This window comes from Acinetobacter sp. NIOH-H-8 (assembly GCF_046635365.1).
Classification (GTDB): domain Bacteria; phylum Pseudomonadota; class Gammaproteobacteria; order Pseudomonadales; family Moraxellaceae; genus Acinetobacter.
Genome location: NZ_JBHDVN010000007.1, coordinates 35,208 through 54,914, shown reverse-complemented (window position 1 = coordinate 54,914; position 19,707 = coordinate 35,208). Strand labels below are relative to the sequence as shown.

At 43.4% G+C, this 19,707-nt stretch carries 11 protein-coding genes and 4 pseudogenes; 14 read left to right on the top strand and 1 reads right to left on the bottom strand.

Features of this window, described 5'->3' with window-relative positions; all coding sequences use genetic code 11:
• Positions 1-49 precede the first annotated feature (49 nt).
• Positions 50-2,578 carry a penicillin-binding protein PBP1a gene (gene ponA, locus ACEWB7_RS04995; protein ID WP_125278888.1) on the bottom strand — a complete coding sequence of 843 codons (2,529 nt, stop codon included), beginning with the start codon at positions 2,576-2,578 and terminating at the stop codon, positions 50-52.
• A 153-nt stretch (positions 2,579-2,731) separates the two neighbouring features.
• Between ponA and ACEWB7_RS04990 the strand changes: the two are divergent.
• From ACEWB7_RS04990 to ACEWB7_RS04925, 14 genes and pseudogenes are all read left to right on the top strand, one after another.
• Positions 2,732-3,789 (top strand): annotated as a pseudogene (locus tag ACEWB7_RS04990) (pilus assembly protein PilM).
• A pseudogene (locus ACEWB7_RS04985) lies at positions 3,789-4,427 on the top strand (PilN domain-containing protein). Before ACEWB7_RS04990 ends, ACEWB7_RS04985 begins: the two co-directional pseudogenes overlap by 1 nt.
• Positions 4,424-5,140 (top strand): type 4a pilus biogenesis protein PilO, encoded by a 717-nt coding sequence (locus tag ACEWB7_RS04980; protein WP_034702183.1) that lies wholly within the window; start codon positions 4,424-4,426, stop codon positions 5,138-5,140. Before ACEWB7_RS04985 ends, ACEWB7_RS04980 begins: the two are co-directional and overlap by 4 nt.
• Positions 5,140-5,667: a pilus assembly protein PilP gene (locus ACEWB7_RS04975; RefSeq protein WP_034169727.1), complete on the top strand. Its 528-nt coding sequence runs from the start codon at positions 5,140-5,142 to the stop codon at positions 5,665-5,667. The genes ACEWB7_RS04980 and ACEWB7_RS04975 overlap by 1 nt, the downstream gene beginning before the upstream one ends.
• A gap of 61 nt (positions 5,668-5,728) precedes the next feature.
• A pseudogene (gene pilQ / locus ACEWB7_RS04970) lies at positions 5,729-7,850 on the top strand (type IV pilus secretin PilQ).
• Between the two features lie 36 nt (positions 7,851-7,886).
• On the top strand, positions 7,887-8,423 hold the full coding sequence (gene aroK / locus ACEWB7_RS04965; RefSeq protein ID WP_005233593.1) for a shikimate kinase AroK: 537 nt from the start codon (positions 7,887-7,889) through the stop codon (positions 8,421-8,423).
• A 28-nt stretch (positions 8,424-8,451) separates the two neighbouring features.
• Entirely contained in the window at positions 8,452-9,531 is a 1,080-nt protein-coding gene (gene aroB / locus ACEWB7_RS04960) for a 3-dehydroquinate synthase (RefSeq protein WP_166138593.1), read from the top strand.
• An 11-nt stretch (positions 9,532-9,542) separates the two neighbouring features.
• Positions 9,543-10,394: a hypothetical protein gene (locus tag ACEWB7_RS04955; protein WP_166138590.1), complete on the top strand. Its 852-nt coding sequence runs from the start codon at positions 9,543-9,545 to the stop codon at positions 10,392-10,394.
• A 450-nt stretch (positions 10,395-10,844) separates the two neighbouring features.
• Complete coding sequence (gene gltB / locus ACEWB7_RS04950) at positions 10,845-15,320, top strand: glutamate synthase large subunit (RefSeq protein WP_262737950.1); 4,476 nt, start codon at positions 10,845-10,847, stop codon at positions 15,318-15,320.
• A gap of 72 nt (positions 15,321-15,392) precedes the next feature.
• The gene (locus tag ACEWB7_RS04945) at positions 15,393-16,814 is read left to right on the top strand and encodes an FAD-dependent oxidoreductase (protein WP_034702172.1); all 1,422 of its coding nucleotides are present in this window, start codon (positions 15,393-15,395) and stop codon (positions 16,812-16,814) included.
• A 270-nt stretch (positions 16,815-17,084) separates the two neighbouring features.
• The gene (locus ACEWB7_RS04940; protein ID WP_218945503.1) at positions 17,085-17,678 is read left to right on the top strand and encodes a LemA family protein; all 594 of its coding nucleotides are present in this window, start codon (positions 17,085-17,087) and stop codon (positions 17,676-17,678) included.
• 37 nt (positions 17,679-17,715) lie between these two features.
• Entirely contained in the window at positions 17,716-18,759 is a 1,044-nt protein-coding gene (locus ACEWB7_RS04935) for a TPM domain-containing protein (protein ID WP_166138587.1), read from the top strand.
• Positions 18,753-19,313 (top strand): TPM domain-containing protein, encoded by a 561-nt coding sequence (locus ACEWB7_RS04930; RefSeq protein ID WP_034702169.1) that lies wholly within the window; start codon positions 18,753-18,755, stop codon positions 19,311-19,313. The genes ACEWB7_RS04935 and ACEWB7_RS04930 overlap by 7 nt, the downstream gene beginning before the upstream one ends.
• 16 nt (positions 19,314-19,329) lie before the next feature.
• Positions 19,330-19,683 (top strand): annotated as a pseudogene (locus ACEWB7_RS04925) (hypothetical protein).
• The last annotated feature ends 24 nt before the right edge of the window (positions 19,684-19,707 follow it).

Here is a 19,707-nt window from a genome sequence, read left to right as displayed (position 1 = left end):
TTAGAAATAAAAAATCCCTCATTATTGAGGGATTTTTTATTGGTTCAGATTATTCAAGTTCTTCAATCAAGTTTTCCAAAGGATCCACCACCCGATTTGGTTGTAGTGGCTGGTCTCTTGGCGCCACTCTTTCATCATCCGGTATGTGGATTTCCTGATCAGGCAAATCTTCAAAATCATTGCTTTGTCGCTTAGGTGCTACAACCGGGGCAGGGCGATATAGAGGCGTCGCTAAAGGTGGAGAAGACGGATCATGCTGTTCCTGCTCACCTTGCACTACTTTATTACGGTTAATAGGTGCTTTAGCATTACGATCCAGGCGAACCCAAGCTTCTGGTGTACCTTTTAAGGCATTACCCATAAAGTCGGTCCAGATTGGTAAGGCTGCCACGCCACCGTATTCACGGCGACCTAAAGTTTTTGGCTGGTCGAAACCGACCCAGGCAACGGTGACCAGCTTGCCATTAAAACCTGCAAACCAGGCATCTTTGGCATCATTGGTGGTACCGGTTTTACCCCCAATATCGCTACGACCAATTCTTAAAGCAGCACGTCCCGTACCATGCTGAATCACATCACGCAGGATATTGGCCATATCATAAGCAGAACTAGATTTTAAAATACGTTCTGCCTGACGGTAATTACTGTCTTCAGCCGAGATTTTTGGTGTCTCTGGTTTTTGCGCTAGGGTCTTGTTATTGATTTCAATTGCTTCATCATCAGGAGTGAGTGCGCCTGTTGGTTGAGGACTTTCTTCCTGAGCATTAATACACGAGATGCAGGCATATTCAGGCTTAGCCTCAAAAATAGTCTTGCCATAGGCATCTTCGATACGCGTAATAAAATGTGGCTGAATCCGATAACCGCCATTGGCGAACGTAGCATAACCAGTGGCCATCTGGATTGGTAAAACCTGAGGCGTGCCTAGAGCAATGGTGTAGTTACGTGGAATCTGGTTATCCTGCAAGCCAAAATCCATAAATAACTGACGGGTACGTTCAATACCGACGGTTTGTAATAGACGAACTGAAACCGTGTTACGTGACAGATATAAAGCACGACGTAAAGGAATCATCCCTAAATAACGGCCATCCGAATTACGCGGACTCCATTTACCAATAGTAATCGGTGCATCATTGACCATGGTGTGTGGAGTCATACCACGTTCTAAAGCCAGAGCGTAAACGAAGGGTTTAATAGTTGAACCCGGCTGACGCCAGCCTTGAGTCGCACGGTTAAATTTGGATTGATAAAAATTATAACCACCCACAATGGCTTCAATCGCACCATTATTCGGGTTCAATGCAATTAATTGGCCCTGTACCTGAGGCGTTTGTACCAGTGCCCAGGAACTTTTATTCTCGTTAGGTCTTAAACGAACAATATCTTTAACTTTAACAATCTGTGAGGCTCTGCTTGGTGCAGCACCTACACTATCTGCACTACGATAAGGACGGGCCCAGGACATGCCTGACCAAGGCACAGTTACGGTTGTACCATCCTGCATCAATGCTTCAAAGCTATTATTATTGACCTTGGTCACTTCAGCAGGGTAAGTGTTGGCATAGACACGGAAATTTTGCAGGGGCTGATCATGAGCCTCAGCACCTCGCCAGCCATGACGACGATCATACGCCTCTAAACCATCCTGTACTGCCTGTTCAGCATAAGCCTGACGTTCACTGTGGATCGTCGTGTAGACTTTATAACCTGAATCTATCGCCTGTTCACCAAAATTTTCTACCAGTTCAGAGCGAACCATTTCACCGACGTAGGGGAATTTGTTACGCGTACTACGGTTAGGCATATCCAGGTTAATCGGTTCAGCAATGGCTTCCTGATATTGGCTTTGATTCAGATACCCCAATTGCAGCATGCGACCTAAAATCCAGTTACGGCGCTCTAATGCACGTTTAGGGTTGGCCACCGGATTATAACGAGAAGGTGCTTTAGGTAGGCCAGCAATCATTGCCATTTGCGCAATCGAAAGCTCATCTAAACTTTTGTTGTAATAGATTTTCGCTGCTGCCGCAATGCCGTAAGCATTTTTCCCCAAGAAAATTTTATTGACATATAAAGTCAGAATTTCTTCTTTACTTAAATTCTGTTCTATTTTACGTGCCAGGAAAATTTCAGTCAGCTTACGCTTTAAAGTACGTTCGGGACTTAAATAGTAGTTTTTGGCGACCTGCATGGTAATGGTCGAACCGCCAGTCTGTACATCAGAGCCGGTAATAGTTTCACTGACTGCACGTCCTAAGCCTTTAAAGCTGATCCCGCTGTGTTCGAAGAAACTAGAATCTTCTGCAGCGAGGAAGGCGTGAATAAATTCTTTCGGAATCTGTTCATAATTCACAGGAACAGAAAGCTTGCCACCATACTCTGCAATGAGCTCATTATCTGAGCTAAAAACTTGTAAAGGCTTTAATAAAGGTGCCTTTTTAAGCGTAGACATTTCAGGCAAAGATGGGGCAATATAGAGATACATGCCATAGAAACCCATCGGAATTGAGATCAAAATAATGATAATGATCAAAAAAAATGGATGAACAAGGCCTGAACAAGATAGCTTTTTCATAACAAGTAAGTTTTAATAAGAGCTAATGGCAAACTAATTACCGGTCAGTATATCCTTTAGATATACATATTGTTAGATGAGTTATTGTATCTGTATAAAATTATAGGCCGGCACAGTTTTTATTGGGGATAAAAAAATAATAGGAATTGTATTGTGCGCAGGTTATATCGTAAGCCAAATAAGGGTTAATAGGAGTCGATATTAGTTCGACTTCTGTTAAAGTTTTAGAGCTCTCTGTAAAGAACGGTCGGTACTGGGTAGAAAGTTATGCTTTAGTCCCATTACCAGAAAGTAGTGTCGTTGAAAAAAATATTTTAAATCCAGAAGCGGTGGGTGATGCGTTGGGGCGTGCGATTAATTTGGCCAATACCCAGTCCAGTCAGTCAGCCTTTGCGATTCCAACTTCTATGGTCATCACCAAGATCATCGAAATGGATGCCGATATGTCGGATGATGAACGTGAAATTCAGATTCGTGAAGATGCCGAACAATATATTCCTTTCCCACTTGATGAAGCCAGTCTGGACTTTGAAGTTCTGCCAGACCGTTTAACCAATCCGAACCGGGTCAATGTCCTGTTAGTAGCGACCCGAATCGAAAATGTTGAAGCGCGTTCTGAAGTACTGCAAATTGCCAACCTCAATCCAAAAATTGCAGATGTCGAAAGTTTTGCACTAGAAAATGCATTCAAGGTGTTTTCGGATACCTTGCCGATGGGGGTAAATACTGTCGGAATCTTGGATATTGGTCATAGTATGACGACCTTATCCGTAATGCAGAATAACAAGATCATTTATACTCGTGAGCAGGTTTTTGGTGGCAAACAGCTGACTCAGGAAATCCAGAACCGTTATGGATTGTCTTTTGAGGAAGCAGGGCGTGCTAAAAAAACCCGTGCCTTACCGGATGATTATGACATCGAAGTGCTGGAGCCTTTCCTAGATGCTGTAGTGCAACAGGCAGCGCGTTCATTACAGTTCTTCTTCTCTTCATCTCAGTTTAACGAGATTGACCATATTTTATTGGCAGGGGGGAATGCCAATATTCCAGGTCTGGCAAAACTATTACAGCAAAAACTCGGCTACCGGGTCACGATTGCCAATCCATTCCTGCAAATGGGCTTTTCTCCTCAAATTGATATTAAAAAAATTGAAAATGACGCGTCCTCACTCATGGTTGCATGTGGTTTGGCATTGAGGAGTTTTGATTAATGGCAAAGATTAACTTACTCCCTTGGCGCGATGAGCTAAGAATTAAAAGAAATAATGAATTTGTAGCGATTTGCGCAGGGGCACTTTTTCTAGGATTGGCAGCAGCAGGTTCAACCTGGTTCTACTATGATCAAAAACTTCAGGATCAGGAACAGGCCAACCAGCTGGTGGTCAGTACTAACCAGAATCTGGATGTACAGCTAAAAGCATTAGATGGTTTACAAGATCAGCGTAATGCAATTGTTGAACGTATGAAGCTGATTCAGGGTCTACAGACTCAACGGCCGATTGCAGTTCACCTGATTGATGAAATTGTACGGGTCACACCAAGCAATATGTACATTACAAAATTTCAGCGTACTGGTGATAAATTCACTATTGAAGGTAAGGCGGAAAGTCCGAATACAGTAGCTGAATTGCTACGTAATCTGGAAGCTTCTACCTGATATCGTAATGCATTTATGAATGCTTTCTTAGTCGCTGAAGAACCAAAAGATAAAGCGCCATCCTCGGTGATCCCACGAGTGGAAGAATCTTATGGCAGCTTTACGGTCACGGTTGATCTGGATCAAATCGCTGAGCCAACACTTAAAGAAGGACAAACACCAGCCACAACTACAGCGGAGGCATCATCATGAGTAATGACGGATTCGATGAATTAAGCCAAGACGTAGTGGCTGTTCCTAGAAAAAAAATGACAGTTGAGAAATTCTTTCAACAATTCAATACACTAGATCCAAATAATTATGGTAGCTGGCCATTATCAGTCAAAATTACCTGCTGGATCTTTATTGTTATTCTGGTTTTTATGCTGGGGTATTTCGGGTTTATTCGCGGCAAGATAGAAGCAATTTCACAAGCCAGTGCTCAAGAACAAAACCTGTTAAATGAATTCCGGGAAAAGGAATCCAAGCTGCGTAATTTACAGCAGTATCAGATTCAGTTACAGGAGATGGAAGCACGTTTTAATCAGCAATTGGAACAATTGCCGAAAGAAACTGAAATTCCAGGTCTGGTGGAAGATATTAACCTGAGTGGAGTGAACTCTGGACTGAAATTTAAGAATATTCGTCTTGAACCTGAAATCAAGCAGGAATTCTTTATTGAACAGCCAATCGCGATTGAAGCCACTGGGGATTATCATGCCTTTGGTTCTTTTGTGAGCAGTATTGCAGGGCTTTCGCGCATCGTTACACTGCATGATTTCACCATTACAGGAACTGAAAATAAAGAAAAGAAATCTGAAATTCCTGTTATTGATTATGTAGTGAAAGCGAAAACCTACCGTTATGTAGGCAATGCAGATGCTTCATCTACTTCAGCTACAACTGATACGCAGGGAGCTCAGTAATGAATATCATTAAAATTACTTCAGCTTTAACGCTCGGATTTTTATTGGTGGGCTGCGAATCAAGAATTGATGCAGTCAATCAGGAAATGGCCAATATTCGCAATCAACCGCCATTACCGATTGAGCCGGCACCAGATTTTATTCCGACAGAAATGTTTAATTATGCAGCTCATCAGCTGAAAAGTCCTTTTCTGCCGAGTTCTTTAGCGGCTGAATTGAAAATTATGGCAGGTAAGCGAGTTTATCCGAACTTGTCACGCCAATTACAGCCTTTAGAGAGTTATCCACTAGAGACCTTAAGCATGAAAGGCAGTATGCGGAATCAGGCGGGGCAGATTCTGGCTCTAATTCAAACGCCTGATGGGGAAATTGAACGGATACAACGTGGCAGCTATATGGGACTTAATCATGGTCGTGTAACGAGAATTACGCCGACACAGATTGACTTGATTGAGATTATTCCAGATGGCCGTGAGGGATATGTGGAACGACCACGAAGTCTGGTTTTGATTGGGCCAGCGCCATAAGTTTTAAGGAATAAAAATGAATAAGAGTATTAAAGAATTTATTTTTGGGGATGCTAATACAATGAATCATGTGTTTCGTCAGTTTTCTATGGGGGCTGTCGCGATTGCTGTGATGCAAGCAGCGAGTGCGCAAGTTTCAATGACCAATGTAGTGCCAATGCAAATTCCTGGACAGGGAACTGAAATCCGGGTGATGTTTAATGGCTTGCCACCTCAGCCTCAAGCTTATCAGCTTGAATCTCCATCACGCCTGATTCTGGATTTTAATGAGGCCCAACAAAATCTAAAACAGTCTAGTATTCCAGTCGCAACTGCTGAAGCCAGTTCAGTGGATGTTAGCTCAGATGCACAGCGTTCTCGACTGACGGTGAATCTCGCTAATGCAGGTGCATTTACGACGCGTGTGGAAGGCAATACCTTTATTTTAAAAATTAATTCTGCTACTCCAGTCGCTATTGCTCAGCCTGTACAACAACAGGTCGCTCAGGAGATTACTAATATTGGTTTCCAGCGGGGTGCGCAAGGTGAAGGACTGGTGGTAATTGATCTGGCAGGTCAGAACACACCAGTCGATGTACAGCAGCAGGGAACCAAAGTGATTGTGCGGACTCTGGGCTCCAAGATTCCGGCACATTTGACCCGTCGCTTAAATGTGAATGATTTTGCTACACCAGTTTCGAGTGTAGACGCAGTCAATCAGAATGGCTCAGGTGTAATTACTATTCAATCTGCGGAAAGCTATGAATATATGGCTTTTCAAACTGATAATAAGCTGACGATTAGTTTGAAGCGTCCAGAAGTTAAAGGGCCTTTACGTCCTAAATCAGTCGCTTATACAGGCAAGAAAATTTCCCTCGATTTCCAAGATATTGAAGTCCGTCGAGTTCTACAGTTATTAGCCGATTTTACCGATATCAATATGGTTGCTGCAGATAGCGTACAAGGTAATATTACCTTACGCCTCAAAGAAGTGCCTTGGGATCAGGCTTTAGATATTGTGTTAAAAACTAAAAATCTGGATAAACGCCGTAATGGTAATGTGATCTGGATTGCACCGGTGGCAGAACTAATTAAGGCCGAAGAAGAAGAAGCGAAAGCACTAGCACAGAGTGTTAAGCTTGCACCAATTCAAACTGAATATATGCAGCTCAGTTATGCAAAAGCAGCAGATATTGAAAAACTGATTACTCAAAATAAGAGTGCATCAGGATCAGGGAGCTCGAATAGCACAAGTAACGGTGATGATAGAGAAAGTTTACTAAGTTCACGTGGTTCTATCTCTATTGATGCTCGTACCAATACCATTATTGTGAATGATACCCAGCCTTTTATCGATAAAATCCGGAATATGGTGGATCTACTTGATGTACAAGTGAAACAGGTAATGGTTGAGGCACGTATCGTTCGTGCAACCACTGACTTTACTAAAGAAATGGGTGTGAAATGGGGAATCCTGTCTCAAGGGATTACCAATAATAATCACCTTCTTGTGGGGGGGGAGTGATACTACCCTATGGGATTTGAGAGATCCTCAAGAAAGTGATTTAGGCGGATTTACCTATGATATTCAACGCCCAGATAACCTAAATGTGGATTTAGGTGTCACTAGTCAAGGTGCAAGCCGTATTGCTTTTGGCTTAATTAGCCTTTCTGATTTTATGCTGGATCTTGAACTTTCTGCGCTACAGGCAGATGGTTATGGTGAAGTGATTTCTACGCCAAAAGTGCTCACTGCTGACAAACAAAAAGCAACCGTTGCCTCCGGTTCGCAAATTCCATATCAGTCTGCAGAAGGTGGTGGTGCTAATGCAGTGTCGACTACATCATTTATTGATGCAACTTTAAGTTTAGATGTAACACCAAGTATTACTCCAGATGGTAAGGTGCAGATGGAATTGAATATTACCAGTGACTCACCAGGAAACCCGACCCCAACTGGACAGTTAACTATTAATAAAAATCAGATCAATACTAATGTACTGGTTGATAATGGTGAAACAGTGGTATTGGGTGGTATTTTTGAGCAAGAAACTCGAAATGCGCAAACTAAAGTTCCGTTCTTGGGAGATCTGCCATATTTAGGTCGTTTATTTCGTAAAGATGTAAAATCAGATAACAAGCGTGAATTGCTGATTTTTGTTACACCTCGAATTGTTAATGACAGTGTTTCAAGAAATCATTAATATATTTTGAATTTAACAAAATGAATAGGTGACTCCTTGCCAAGCAAAGAGTTTGAAACCCTGCCAAATATCTATTTGGTAGGGCCGATGGGGGCCGGTAAAACAACAGTAGGACGACATTTAGCAGAACTGTTAGGACGAGAATTTCTGGACAGCGATCATGAAATTGAGCGGAAAACAGGGGCTACGATTCCCTGGATCTTCGAAAAAGAGGGTGAAAAGGGTTTTCGTCATCGTGAAACTGTTGTCATTGATGAGTTAACCTCACGTCCACAGCTGGTACTTGCGACTGGTGGTGGCGCAATTACTCAGGCTCCTAATCGGGATTATTTAAAGCAGCGAGGCATCGTTGTTTATCTTTATACTCCAGTTGAAATTCAGCTTCAGCGAACCTATCGCGACAAAAACCGCCCCTTGTTACAAGTCGAAAATCCTGAACAGAAACTCAGAGATCTGCTTGCAGTGCGGGATCCGTTATACCGGGAAGTCGCACATTACATTATTGAGACCAATCAGGGAGCTGCACGAGATTTGGCGCAGCGTATTCTGAATCTCATCCTTCCAAAAAAATAAGTTCAGTTGAAAAAGTGGTTATCCCCTCATGAAAACCTTATATGTCGAACTCGGTGAACGTCGTTACCCCATTTTTATTGGCAGTAACTTGAATCCTCAGGAATTGCTTGAGCCGTATATTCATGGCAAGCAGGTGATGATTGTCAGTAATGATACGGTGGCACCACTCTATCTGGATCGCTATAAGGCTGCATTAGAAAATTTGGGTAAAACTGTGGCGACCTGTATTCTGCCGGATGGTGAGAAATACAAAAATATTGAACATCTAAACCTAATTTTTGATGCATTGCTTGAGGCAGGCTTTAACCGCGACTGTACGGTTCTGGCACTCGGTGGTGGTGTTATTGGAGATATGGCCGGCTTTGCCTCTGCCTGTTTCCAGCGTGGTATCTATTTTATTCAGGTGCCAACAACGTTACTTTCTCAAGTGGATTCTAGTGTAGGAGGTAAAACCGGCATTAATCATCCACTGGGTAAAAACATGATTGGTGCTTTCCAGCAGCCACAAGTGGTGTTGGCAGATATGTCACAGCTGTCAACTTTACCAGATCGTGAGCTATCTGCCGGTTTGGCTGAAGTGATCAAATATGCCTTGCTCGGTGATGAAGAGTTTCTAGTCTGGCTAGAAGCCAATATGGAAGGTCTTATTGCCCGTGATGAGCAATTGCTGGCCGAAGCGGTTTATCGTTCATGTGCGCATAAAGCACGTATTGTAGCGAATGATGAAAAAGAGCAGGGTGAGCGTGCTTTACTTAATCTCGGTCATACATTTGGTCATGCGATTGAGTCTTATCTGGGCTACGGTGAATGGCTGCACGGAGAAGCGGTAGCAACCGGTATGGTGATGGCAGCAGATTTATCCCATCGCATGGGTTGGATTTCATTAGAAGACCTTGAGCGTACAAAAAAAATCATTTCTCGTGCGCAATTACCTATTGTTTGTCCTAAAATCCCACTTGACGATTTCTTGGCTTATATGGCTCACGACAAGAAAGTTTTAAATGGGCAGCTTCGTCTTGTATTATTGCAGCAACTTGGAAAAGCGGTCATTACTCGAGGCTTTGATGTCGAGTTGATGCAACAGGCGATTTTAGCTCATCAGGCATAGGTTTAATTTTTATGACAGCATTACGTACCCCTTGGCAAAAGATTCAGCATTATTTCTGGCTGGTCTGTGGCGTATGCTGTCTATTTGCTGCCTTGGTTTTTTGGGCTATCACTGATACAGATGAAGTTATAGAAGTCGAGAAGAAGCCGGAAACCGAAGTTGAATTACAGATTCAACCAGAAAAAGTGGCCTCGATGACCCATCTTGGTGCACTTTCTGATGAAGTTAAGCCTCTTGATCTCAGTACTCGAATTGTTGTCAATGTTAGTCATGAGCCTGAATTCCGTGGAACCAAATATATTGGTGAAGTAAAAAAACAGCATGCGATTGAGCTATTTCGTGTAGGTAATGAATCCATTCTAAAAACCTTCCTGAAAAAGCAGCAGGATCGTAAACCTTTTGTTTATTTAAGGCTTTCGGGTGAGAACCAGCCTGAACAATATGTATTGTTATATGGGCTGTATAAAACCGCAGCAGAAGCTCAACAGGCTTTATCAGCGCTCAATCTGAATCTGCCTAAATCCGTCCAGCCTAAAGTTGTGGCCATGCAACAATATGCCAGTCTGGTCAACAGTATGGGTTCGGAAGAACTGGCAAGTAACCAAAAACTTTATGAAATTCAGTTGAAAAATGTACCTTTACCGAAAGTCGATGAATCTGTACAGATCAGACCGAAAGTCCAACCTTCAGCACCTGTGGTCACCCCTAAAGAAAGTACCACGAGTACGACGATTGTTCGACGTGATCAGGAAGGTAATGTAGTGGATGTACAGAAATCTCAAAGTCATATCGAAGGAAGTCCACGCTCATCAAATGGCAATTCTCGACCTCAAGAAAACGAGATTAGTGATCCATTTAACTAGGCCGGTCTAAAATAGCGCACAGACACTTTATCTTTATTATAAATGTACGCTTTTGGTGCAAAAAATACGTACCATAAATAATCATAATTTTCCTTTTGTTTACTAAATCTTTGTCATTTGTGTTGTTTTGATTTTTGCTCCTTAAGTTGGCATGAAATTTGCTTTATTGGTGCATGAATTGAATTAATCTCCCTGTTTTGGCGCGAAAATGATTCGATGAATAGGCGTAATTGTCATCTTTGTTGCTTATTTTTATCTTATCCGTCAGCAAAATGAATGTTATTTTTCATGCATTCCGTCTGAAAAAGGATTATGTTGAAAAGATACTCAATGATATTTTGCTCTATAAAGCTGCTTAGCTTGTGGAGTAAATCAGACAGTCACGCACAGCAGAATTTAGATTGTTTAATAGCCTATCGGGCTTAGTGAAAAGAAGGGTACGCTATGCACATGCCATCGCCTAATAATGTAGCTCCCGCTCAAGGTTTATACCAACCGGATGAGTTTAAAGATAACTGTGGTTTCGGTTTGATCGCCCATATGCAGGGTGATGCCAGTCATGATCTGGTCAAGACTGCAATTCATAGTCTAAGTTGTATGACCCACCGTGGTGGTATTGCTGCTGATGGCAAGACCGGTGATGGTTGTGGTCTATTGCTGGCAATGCCTAAAGAATTCTTCCGTGAAGAGGCCAAACGCTTAAGCGACATTACCTTAAGTGAGATTTTTGCTGTGGGTACAGTATTCCTGAATCTGGATCCAGCATTAGCCGCACATGCAAAACAAGTTCTGACGAAAGAAATTGAAGAAGAAGGCTGTCGCGTTATCGCATGGCGTGTTGTACCGACGAATAATGATGCGCTCGGTGAGATTGCAATGCAGTCTCTGCCAGCTTTTGAGCAGATCATCGTAAACTGCCCAATCGGTGTAACTGAAGTTGAATTCAACCGTAAATTGTTCCTTGCACGTCGTCGTGCTGAACAGCAGTTAACTAGTGATCCATACTTCTATGTGACGACCTTATGCTCAACTGTAATCAGCTATAAAGGTCTAATGATGCCGGCAGCTATTGCTGACTTCTATACTGACCTGGCTGATGAGCGTCTGGCATCACATATCGTGGTTTTCCATCAACGTTTCTCTACCAATACGTTGCCACGCTGGCCACTGGCTCAGCCATTCCGTTACCTGGCGCACAATGGTGAAATTAACACTATTACTGCAAACCGTAACTGGGCAATGGCGCGTACGCCTAAATTTGAAAACCCGTTACTGCCAGGTCTGACTGAGCTGAATCCAATCGTAAACCGTACTGGTTCAGATTCATCTAGTTTGGATAACATGCTGGAAATTCTAGTGGGTGGTGGTATGGATCTGTTCCGTGCGCTACGTATGCTGGTTCCACCTGCTTGGCAGAACGTTGAAACTCTGGATGCTGATTTACGTGCATTCTATGAGTTCAACTCTAAACATATGGAAGCATGGGATGGCCCTGCTGGTTTAGTTATCCAAGACGGTCGTCATGCAATCTGTATGCTAGATCGTAACGGCTTGCGTCCGGCACGTTGGGTCATCACTAAAAATGGCTACATTACACTGGCTTCAGAAATCGGTGTATGGGGCTATGAACCTGAAGATGTCATTTCTAAAGGTCGTGTGGGTCCTGGCCAAATGCTGGTGATCGATACTTATACCGGTAAAGTATTAGATACTCAGGATGTGAATAATCACCTGAAACGTATGCGTCCGTACCGTGAATGGTTACGTGAAAATGCTGTACGTCTACAAGGTAGCCCTGAGCTGGAAGAATATCTATGTGAGCGTGGCTTGAAAGGTGACAACCTGAAAGCGGCACAGAAAATGTTCATGGTAACCTTCGAAGAACGTGACCAGTTGCTGCGTCCAATCGCTGAAAGCGGTCAGGAAGCTGTGGGTTCTATGGGTGATGATACCCCGATGGCGGTTCTGTCACGTCAGGTACGTCATGTATCAGACTATTTCCGTCAGCAGTTCGCACAGGTAACGAATCCGCCAATCGATCCATTACGTGAATCGATCGTGATGTCGCTGGAAACCTGTTTAGGTCGTGAACAAAACGTTTTCGAACAGGGTCCAGAACATGCAGACCGTCTGATTATTTCAAGTCCGGTCTTGTCTAATTCAAAAATGCATCAGATCCGTACGCTAGGTCGTACAGGTTATGAGATTGCGGATATTGATCTGAACTATGCTGAAACTGAAGGCTTAGAAGCTGCAATTGCTCGTATTTGCGAAGAATCAGCGCAAGCGATTCGTGACGGCAAAACTTTATTGGTACTTTCAGACAAGAAAATCCGTGAAGGTTTCTTGCCAGCCAATGCTGTGATGGTCACTGGTGCAGTACACCATCATCTAATCAATACTGGTCTGCGTACTGATGCGAATTTGATTGTTGAAACCGGTTTCGCCCGTGATCCACATCAATTTGCCGTTCTGCTTGGCTTTGGCGCGACAGCAATTTATCCATACCTAGCATATGACGTGATCAATGATCTGGTGGCTAAAGGTGAATTGCTAGGTGATCCGGTCTATGCGCAAAACAATTTCCGTAAGGGGATTGAAAAAGGCCTGCTGAAAGTCCTGTCTAAGATGGGTATTTCAACTGTGGCTTCTTACCGTGGCGGTCAGCTGTTTGAAGCAGTCGGTTTATCCAATGAAGTTGTGAATAAATGCTTCGTAGGTGTTCCGAGCCGTATTCAGGGTGCAACTTTTGTTGATCTTGAAAATGACCAGAAACAACTGGCAGATTTGGCATGGAAAAACCGTAAGCCAATCGATCAGGGCGGTATGCTGAAATTCGTCTTCGGCAAGGAATACCATGCGTTTAACCCGGACGTGATTAACTCACTGCATAAAGCAGTACGTTCTGGTAATTATGCTGACTTTAAAGAATATGCAGAACTGGTAAATAACCGTCCGATTGCAACCATCCGTGATTTATTCAAGCTGAAAACTGACAACTCAATTCCAGTGGATCAGGTTGAGTCTGTAGAAGATATCTTGCCTCGCTTTGACTCTGCGGGTATGTCTTTGGGTGCATTGTCTCCTGAAGCACACGAAGCCATTGCGATTGCCATGAACACCATCGGTGGTCGTTCAAACTCGGGTGAGGGCGGTGAAGATCCAGCGCGTTATGGCACGATTCGTAACTCAAAAATCAAACAGATTGCATCTGGTCGTTTTGGTGTAACCCCAGCGTACTTAACTTCAGCAGAAGTGTTGCAGATTAAAGTGGCTCAAGGCGCGAAACCGGGTGAAGGTGGCCAGTTGCCAGGTGGTAAAGTGAATGGCTTGATTGCCCGTTTACGTTATTCAGTTCCAGGTGTGACTCTGATTTCACCACCACCACACCATGATATCTATTCGATCGAAGATTTATCACAGTTGATCTTTGACTTGAAACAGGTCAATCCGCAAGCGATGGTATCGGTGAAACTGGTATCTGAACCGGGTGTAGGTACGATTGCAGCAGGTGTGGCAAAAGCTTATGCCGATTTTATTACCATTTCTGGTTATGACGGTGGTACAGCAGCATCTCCATTATCCTCGATTCACCATGCGGGTTCTCCATGGGAATTAGGTTTAAGTGAAGCGCATCAAGCACTTCGTGTAAACGACTTACGTGGCAAAGTACGCGTTCAAACTGATGGTGGTTTAAAAACTGGTCTTGACGTGGTAAAAGCAGCGATCTTGGGTGCAGAGAGCTTTGGCTTCGGTTCGACTCCAATGATTGCCTTAGGTTGTAAATACCTGCGTATCTGTCACTTGAATAACTGTGCGACCGGTGTTGCGACTCAGCAGGATCATCTGCGTCAAGAGCACTACATCGGCGAACCACAAATGCTGATCAACTTCTTCACTTTCATTGCTGAAGAAACACGTGAATGGTTGGCGGCACTTGGCGTATCTAGCCTGAAAGACCTGATTGGTCGTACCGACTTGCTGGAAATCCTGCCAGGTGAAACTGACAAACATGCTCACCTCGACCTGAGCAAACTGTTAGAGTCACATCCAGCAGCAGAAGGCAAAGCACAGTACTGTGAAGTACAGGGTAATGAACCATTCGATAAAGGTATTTTGGCTGAGAAAATGGTAGAGGAAATTCTGCCAGCAATCGAAGCAGGTACAGGCGGTGAATACAGCTTTACCGTAGGTAACTGTGACCGTTCGATTGGTGCACGTCTGTCAGGTGAAATTGCCAAACGTTATGGCAACCTGAGTATGGAAGCGCATCCGGTTAAAGTAAATCTGACTGGTACAGCGGGTCAGTCACTCGGTGTCTGGAATGCCGGTGGTCTGCATCTGAAACTGGAAGGTGATGCGAACGACTACGTGGGTAAAGGTATGGCAGGTGGCCGTATCTCGATTTTCCCGCCAAAAGGTTCTCCGTTCCAGACTCAAAATACTGCAATCATTGGTAATACCTGTCTGTATGGTGCGACTGGTGGTAAATTGTTTGCTGCAGGTACTGCAGGTGAGCGTTTTGCAGTTCGTAACTCTGGTGCCTTCGCCGTGATTGAGGGTGCAGGCGATCACTGCTGTGAATATATGACTGGCGGTATTGTGACTGTCCTAGGTAAAGTAGGTCATAACTTCGGTGCAGGTATGACCGGTGGTTTTGCTTATGTATTGGACCTGGACAATGATTTTGTAGATCATTACAACCATGAGTTGATTGAACTGAACCGTATCTCAACTGAAGCGATGGAAGAACATCAGACCTTTTTGCTTCGCATTTTAGATGAACATATTGCAGAAACAGGTAGTGCTTGGGCGTACAAGATCCGCCATGAGTTTGATTTCTATAGTCGTAAGTTCTGGCTGGTAAAACCAAAAGCAGCTAACTTGTTGACCTTGTTGAAAACAACTCAAGCTGATCCACAATAATTCCACTACTGCAGATATAGGCAGACCTAAGGTAATGCGAATAAAGCCTTGGGTCTACCCACGGAGAGAGAGATGGCAGAGCGCCTAAATAATGACTTTCAATTCCTGGATGTCGCACGCCAAGATCCAGAGAAAAAAGAGATTGACGTCCGCAAAGCAGAATTTGTGGAAATTTATAAACCTTTCACAACAGAAGTGGCTGCAAATCAGTCACATCGTTGTCTAGGTTGTGGTAACCCGTACTGTGAATGGAAATGTCCGGTTCATAACTACATCCCAAACTGGTTGAAGTTACTGGCAGAAGGCCGTATTTTCCAGGCAGCAGAATTGTGTCACCAGACCAATACTTTGCCAGAAGTCTGTGGTCGTGTTTGTCCTCAAGACCGTCTGTGTGAAGGTGCTTGTACCTTAAATGATGGTTTTGGTGCAGTCACCATTGGTAATGCTGAAAAATATATCAATGACACCGCTTTCGCTTTAGGCTGGCGTCCAGACATGTCTCATGTGAAATGGACTGACAAGAAAGTTGCTATCATTGGGGCGGGTCCTGCCGGTCTAGGCTGTGCTGATATTCTGGTACGTAATGGTGTGAAGCCAGTTGTATTTGATAAACGTCCTGAAATTGGTGGTCTGCTGACTTTCGGTATTCCAGAATTCAAGATGGAAAAAGACGTGATGAAACGCCGCCGTGAAATTTTCACGGGTATGGGTGTTGAATTCCGTCTGAATACTGAAATTGGTACCGATGTTACTATCGACCAGTTACTTGCTGACTATGACGCTGTCTTTATGGGTATGGGAACATACACTTATATGAAAGGTGGCTTTGCTGGTGAAGATCTGGATGGAGTGTATGATGCACTGGATTTCCTGATTGCTAACGTGAACCGTTGCCAGGGGTGGGAAAAAGATCCATCCGAATACATCAGCGTTGAAGGCAAAAAAGTGATTGTCTTGGGTGGTGGTGATACCGCGATGGACTGTAACCGTACTTCAATCCGTCAAGGTGCTGAGTCAGTAGTTTGTGCTTATCGTCGTGATGAAGCGAACATGCCGGGTTCACGTCGTGAAGTAAAAAATGCGCGTGAAGAAGGTGTGGAATTCCAGTTCAACCGTCAGCCTATCGAAATCGTGGGTGAAAATGGCAAAGTGACTGGCGTAAAAGTGGTAACGACTCAACTGGGCGAACCAGACAGCCGTGGCCGCCGTAGTCCGGAACCAATTCCAGGTTCAGAAGAAATTCTGTCTGCAGATGCAGTATTGCTGGCATTTGGTTTCCGTACCAGCCCAGCAGACTGGTTCACTGATGTAGAAATCAATCTGGATGGTTCGGGTCGCGTACTTGCAGCCGAGCAACAGCAATACAAATTCCAGACTTCGAATCCAAAAATCTTTGCTGGTGGCGACATGGTTCGTGGTTCTGATCTGGTTGTGACAGCGATCTGGGAAGGTCGTCAGGCTGCAGAAGGTATTCTGGATTATCTTGATATTTAATCTAATTTAATCCTCTATTTAAAAAACCCGCTACGGCGGGTTTTTTATTTTTTTTCATTTTACTAATTTATTCAGCTTAGTTCTAAGTAGTTATAATAAATATGGATTTAAACTTATCAATATATCCAATATTAATTCGTAGTTCTGAAGCAGAACAGAAGGAATAAAAACGATAAAAGTAAAAAATTATAAAAATTAACAAAAACTAGGAAAAATATGTTTAAAATCAAATTAATTAAATAAATATCAATAAAGAATTGAGGATAAAAGATGATCCCTGTATTAAAAAAATCTTTCATTGCTCTGATGTTAGCCAGTACCCTGACGCTTACAGGTTGTGGCTATAACACCTTACAAGTTAAGGATGAGGCGGTGACTGCGGCATGGTCTGAAGTACAAAACCAGTATCAGCGTCGTGCTGACTTGGTGCCAAATTTAGTGAATGTTGTCAAAGGCTATGCCGCACATGAAGAGCAGGTGTTAACTGAAGTGACTCAGGCACGTGCCAATGTGGCAGGCCTAAAAGTCGACCGTGAAGTGCTGGAAGACCCTGAACTGTTCCAGCGCTATCAGGAAGCTCAGGCACAAATGACCAGTGCCTTGTCACGTCTACTGGCAGTAACTGAAAATTATCCGGATTTAAAAGCCAATGAGCAGTTCCGCGATTTACAGGTACAACTTGAGGGTACTGAAAACCGTATTGCGGTAGCGCGTAACCGTTATATTACGACTGTACAAGATTTTAACTCTTATGCACGTCAGTTCCCGCAGGTGATGACGGCCAAAGTTATTGGGATGGATACCAAACCAAACTTTAGTGCAGAGCAGAGTGCGCAACAGGCGCCTAAGGTTTCATTTGAATAAGCCTGATCTTGGGTAATCTGCTAATAAGGTGGCTGCAATGATGCATATAAGCGCTGTAAAACTTTGTACAGGTATATTTCTCAGCCTCATTATGAGCCTGATGAATCCTGCCTGGAGTGAAACAGCAACAGCAACTGATACAGAAGAAGTGATTGTTGCACGTGAAATTTTGCAGCCTAAAACGAATACTACGGATCAAAATGTAGAATCTGCAGATACAGCACCGCAGCGCCAAATTGCCAATGATATGGCAGAAGGTCAGGTTCAGCGCGACTTGCCCAGCATGAATGAGCCGGTGATTGATCAGGCAAATTTATTAACGGCAGCAGAAAAACAACAACTTAGTCAACGAATCATCAATCTTTATCAGGCAGGTAAGGCTCAGATCGGCGTAGTGATTGTCCCTACTACTGGACAGGAAGATATTTTTGACTATTCCATGCGTGTGGCAGATCGTTGGCAACTGGGATCAAAAGAACATGATAATGGTCTGTTAATGACCATTGCAGTAAATGATCATCGTATCCAGATTTTAACTGGATATGGGTTAGAAGGTGTTCTGCCAGATATTGTGGCTGGACGAATTATTAATAACGAAATTACGCCTTTGTTTAAGCAGGGTCAGTATGCGCAAGGGATAGATGCCGGTCTGGCAGAAATCGAGCGTATTCTAAATCTAGATCCTGAGATTGCAGCTCAAGCAGCGGCTGAGCTTAAAGAACGTCAGGAACAGGCTTATAAAGCACAGCAAGCATCTCAAGCGACTTTTGGTTCGGTTATTTTTATTATCGTCGCTGGTGTTATTGGTTCCATGATCTTTGGCAGAAAGCTGAGTGCAGCCACTGCTGCAGTGGCTGGAACTGCAGCCGGGTTAGTCAATGGCATGGGATTGGTCGCTAGCCTATTAATTGGTGCTGGAGTTTTCTTTTTACTCGTGACCTCACTTGCTCAGTTGATCCTGCATGCCTTTATGGCAGGTGGAGGTCGTGGCGGTGGTAGTGGACGTGGTGGTTTTGGAGGCGGCGGCTTCGGTGGAGGCGGCGGTGGTTTTGGTGGGGGAGGAGCATCAGGCTCATGGTAACAACGACAGATACGACAGAAATTGTCACGCGGCCGAAGCTGGAAGAACATGCACAGCCGAGCTTTAAGCGCTGGCTCAAGCATTTCTTCTATATGCCGGCAACCAAGCGTTTTTTTTCCAAGCAGGATCAACATGCGATTGCACTAGCTGTTGAAGAAGCAGAGCATGGTCATGTCGGAGAAATTCAGGTCGTAATCGAGGGATGCTTATCTGCACGATCAGCCTATTATCAGGATACTTTGTGTAGAGCTCGACAACTCTTTGCCGAGCTCGGTGTCTGGGATACCGAATATAATAGTGGGGTATTGCTATATTTAAACTTGTGTGAGCATAAGGTTGAAATTGTGATTGATCGGGGAATTAAAAATACAACGATCCAGCAAGTTTGGGATGAAATTTGTCAAAATATTATTCAGCATTTAGTCCAGCAAAAATTTAAAGAAGGTGTAATTGAAGGAGTAAAGCAGATTGGACAGGTTCTAGATCAGTACTATGATCGTAAAATAGATGATTTAGAAAATGAATTAGGCAATAAACCGATTATTTTGGGGTGATTTTTTAACTAATTGAGTGTATTTTATTGAATATCATGCTGTCTTAGAGCGTTTAAAAGCCAACAAGTCCACTATCCTATCAAAAGGCTCTGACAATTAATAATGATACGTTTGCAATAGAAGCAGAACGTAAACGGGGTTCGATTAAAAAGAGCCGTCATGCTGCATTAATTGAGGCAATTGAGTAAGCTGCGAAGGAAGTAGGGCAAAACGCACTTTCGCCTGCGCAACAGATTGAACAAGCTAAAATTAAGGCTAAAGTGGTGAAAAGAAATTATGAGCAGCTTAAGGAAGATTATGAAAAAATACTTAAAAGTGTACTTTGTTATTATTGGAAAATTTTGAATTAAAACAAAAAACGCATCTCTAGAGATGCGTTTTAATCAATCATGAT

What these genes read in the sequence shown, in the direction of transcription:
- ACEWB7_RS04930 (WP_034702169.1), top strand. Translation starts at nt 18,753, where the DNA reads ATGGTAACAACGACAGATACGACAGAAATTGTCACGCGGCCGAAGCTG.
- aroB (WP_166138593.1), top strand. Translation starts at nt 8,452, where the DNA reads ATGAAAACCTTATATGTCGAACTCGGTGAACGTCGTTACCCCATTTTT.
- gltB (WP_262737950.1), top strand. Translation starts at nt 10,845, where the DNA reads ATGCCATCGCCTAATAATGTAGCTCCCGCTCAAGGTTTATACCAACCG.
- ACEWB7_RS04975 (WP_034169727.1), top strand. Translation starts at nt 5,140, where the DNA reads ATGAATATCATTAAAATTACTTCAGCTTTAACGCTCGGATTTTTATTG.
- ACEWB7_RS04955 (WP_166138590.1), top strand. Translation starts at nt 9,543, where the DNA reads ATGACAGCATTACGTACCCCTTGGCAAAAGATTCAGCATTATTTCTGG.
- ACEWB7_RS04935 (WP_166138587.1), top strand. Translation starts at nt 17,716, where the DNA reads ATGATGCATATAAGCGCTGTAAAACTTTGTACAGGTATATTTCTCAGC.
- ponA (WP_125278888.1), bottom strand. Translation starts at nt 2,578, where the DNA reads ATGAAAAAGCTATCTTGTTCAGGCCTTGTTCATCCATTTTTTTTGATC.
- ACEWB7_RS04980 (WP_034702183.1), top strand. Translation starts at nt 4,424, where the DNA reads ATGAGTAATGACGGATTCGATGAATTAAGCCAAGACGTAGTGGCTGTT.
- ACEWB7_RS04940 (WP_218945503.1), top strand. Translation starts at nt 17,085, where the DNA reads ATGATCCCTGTATTAAAAAAATCTTTCATTGCTCTGATGTTAGCCAGT.
- ACEWB7_RS04945 (WP_034702172.1), top strand. Translation starts at nt 15,393, where the DNA reads ATGGCAGAGCGCCTAAATAATGACTTTCAATTCCTGGATGTCGCACGC.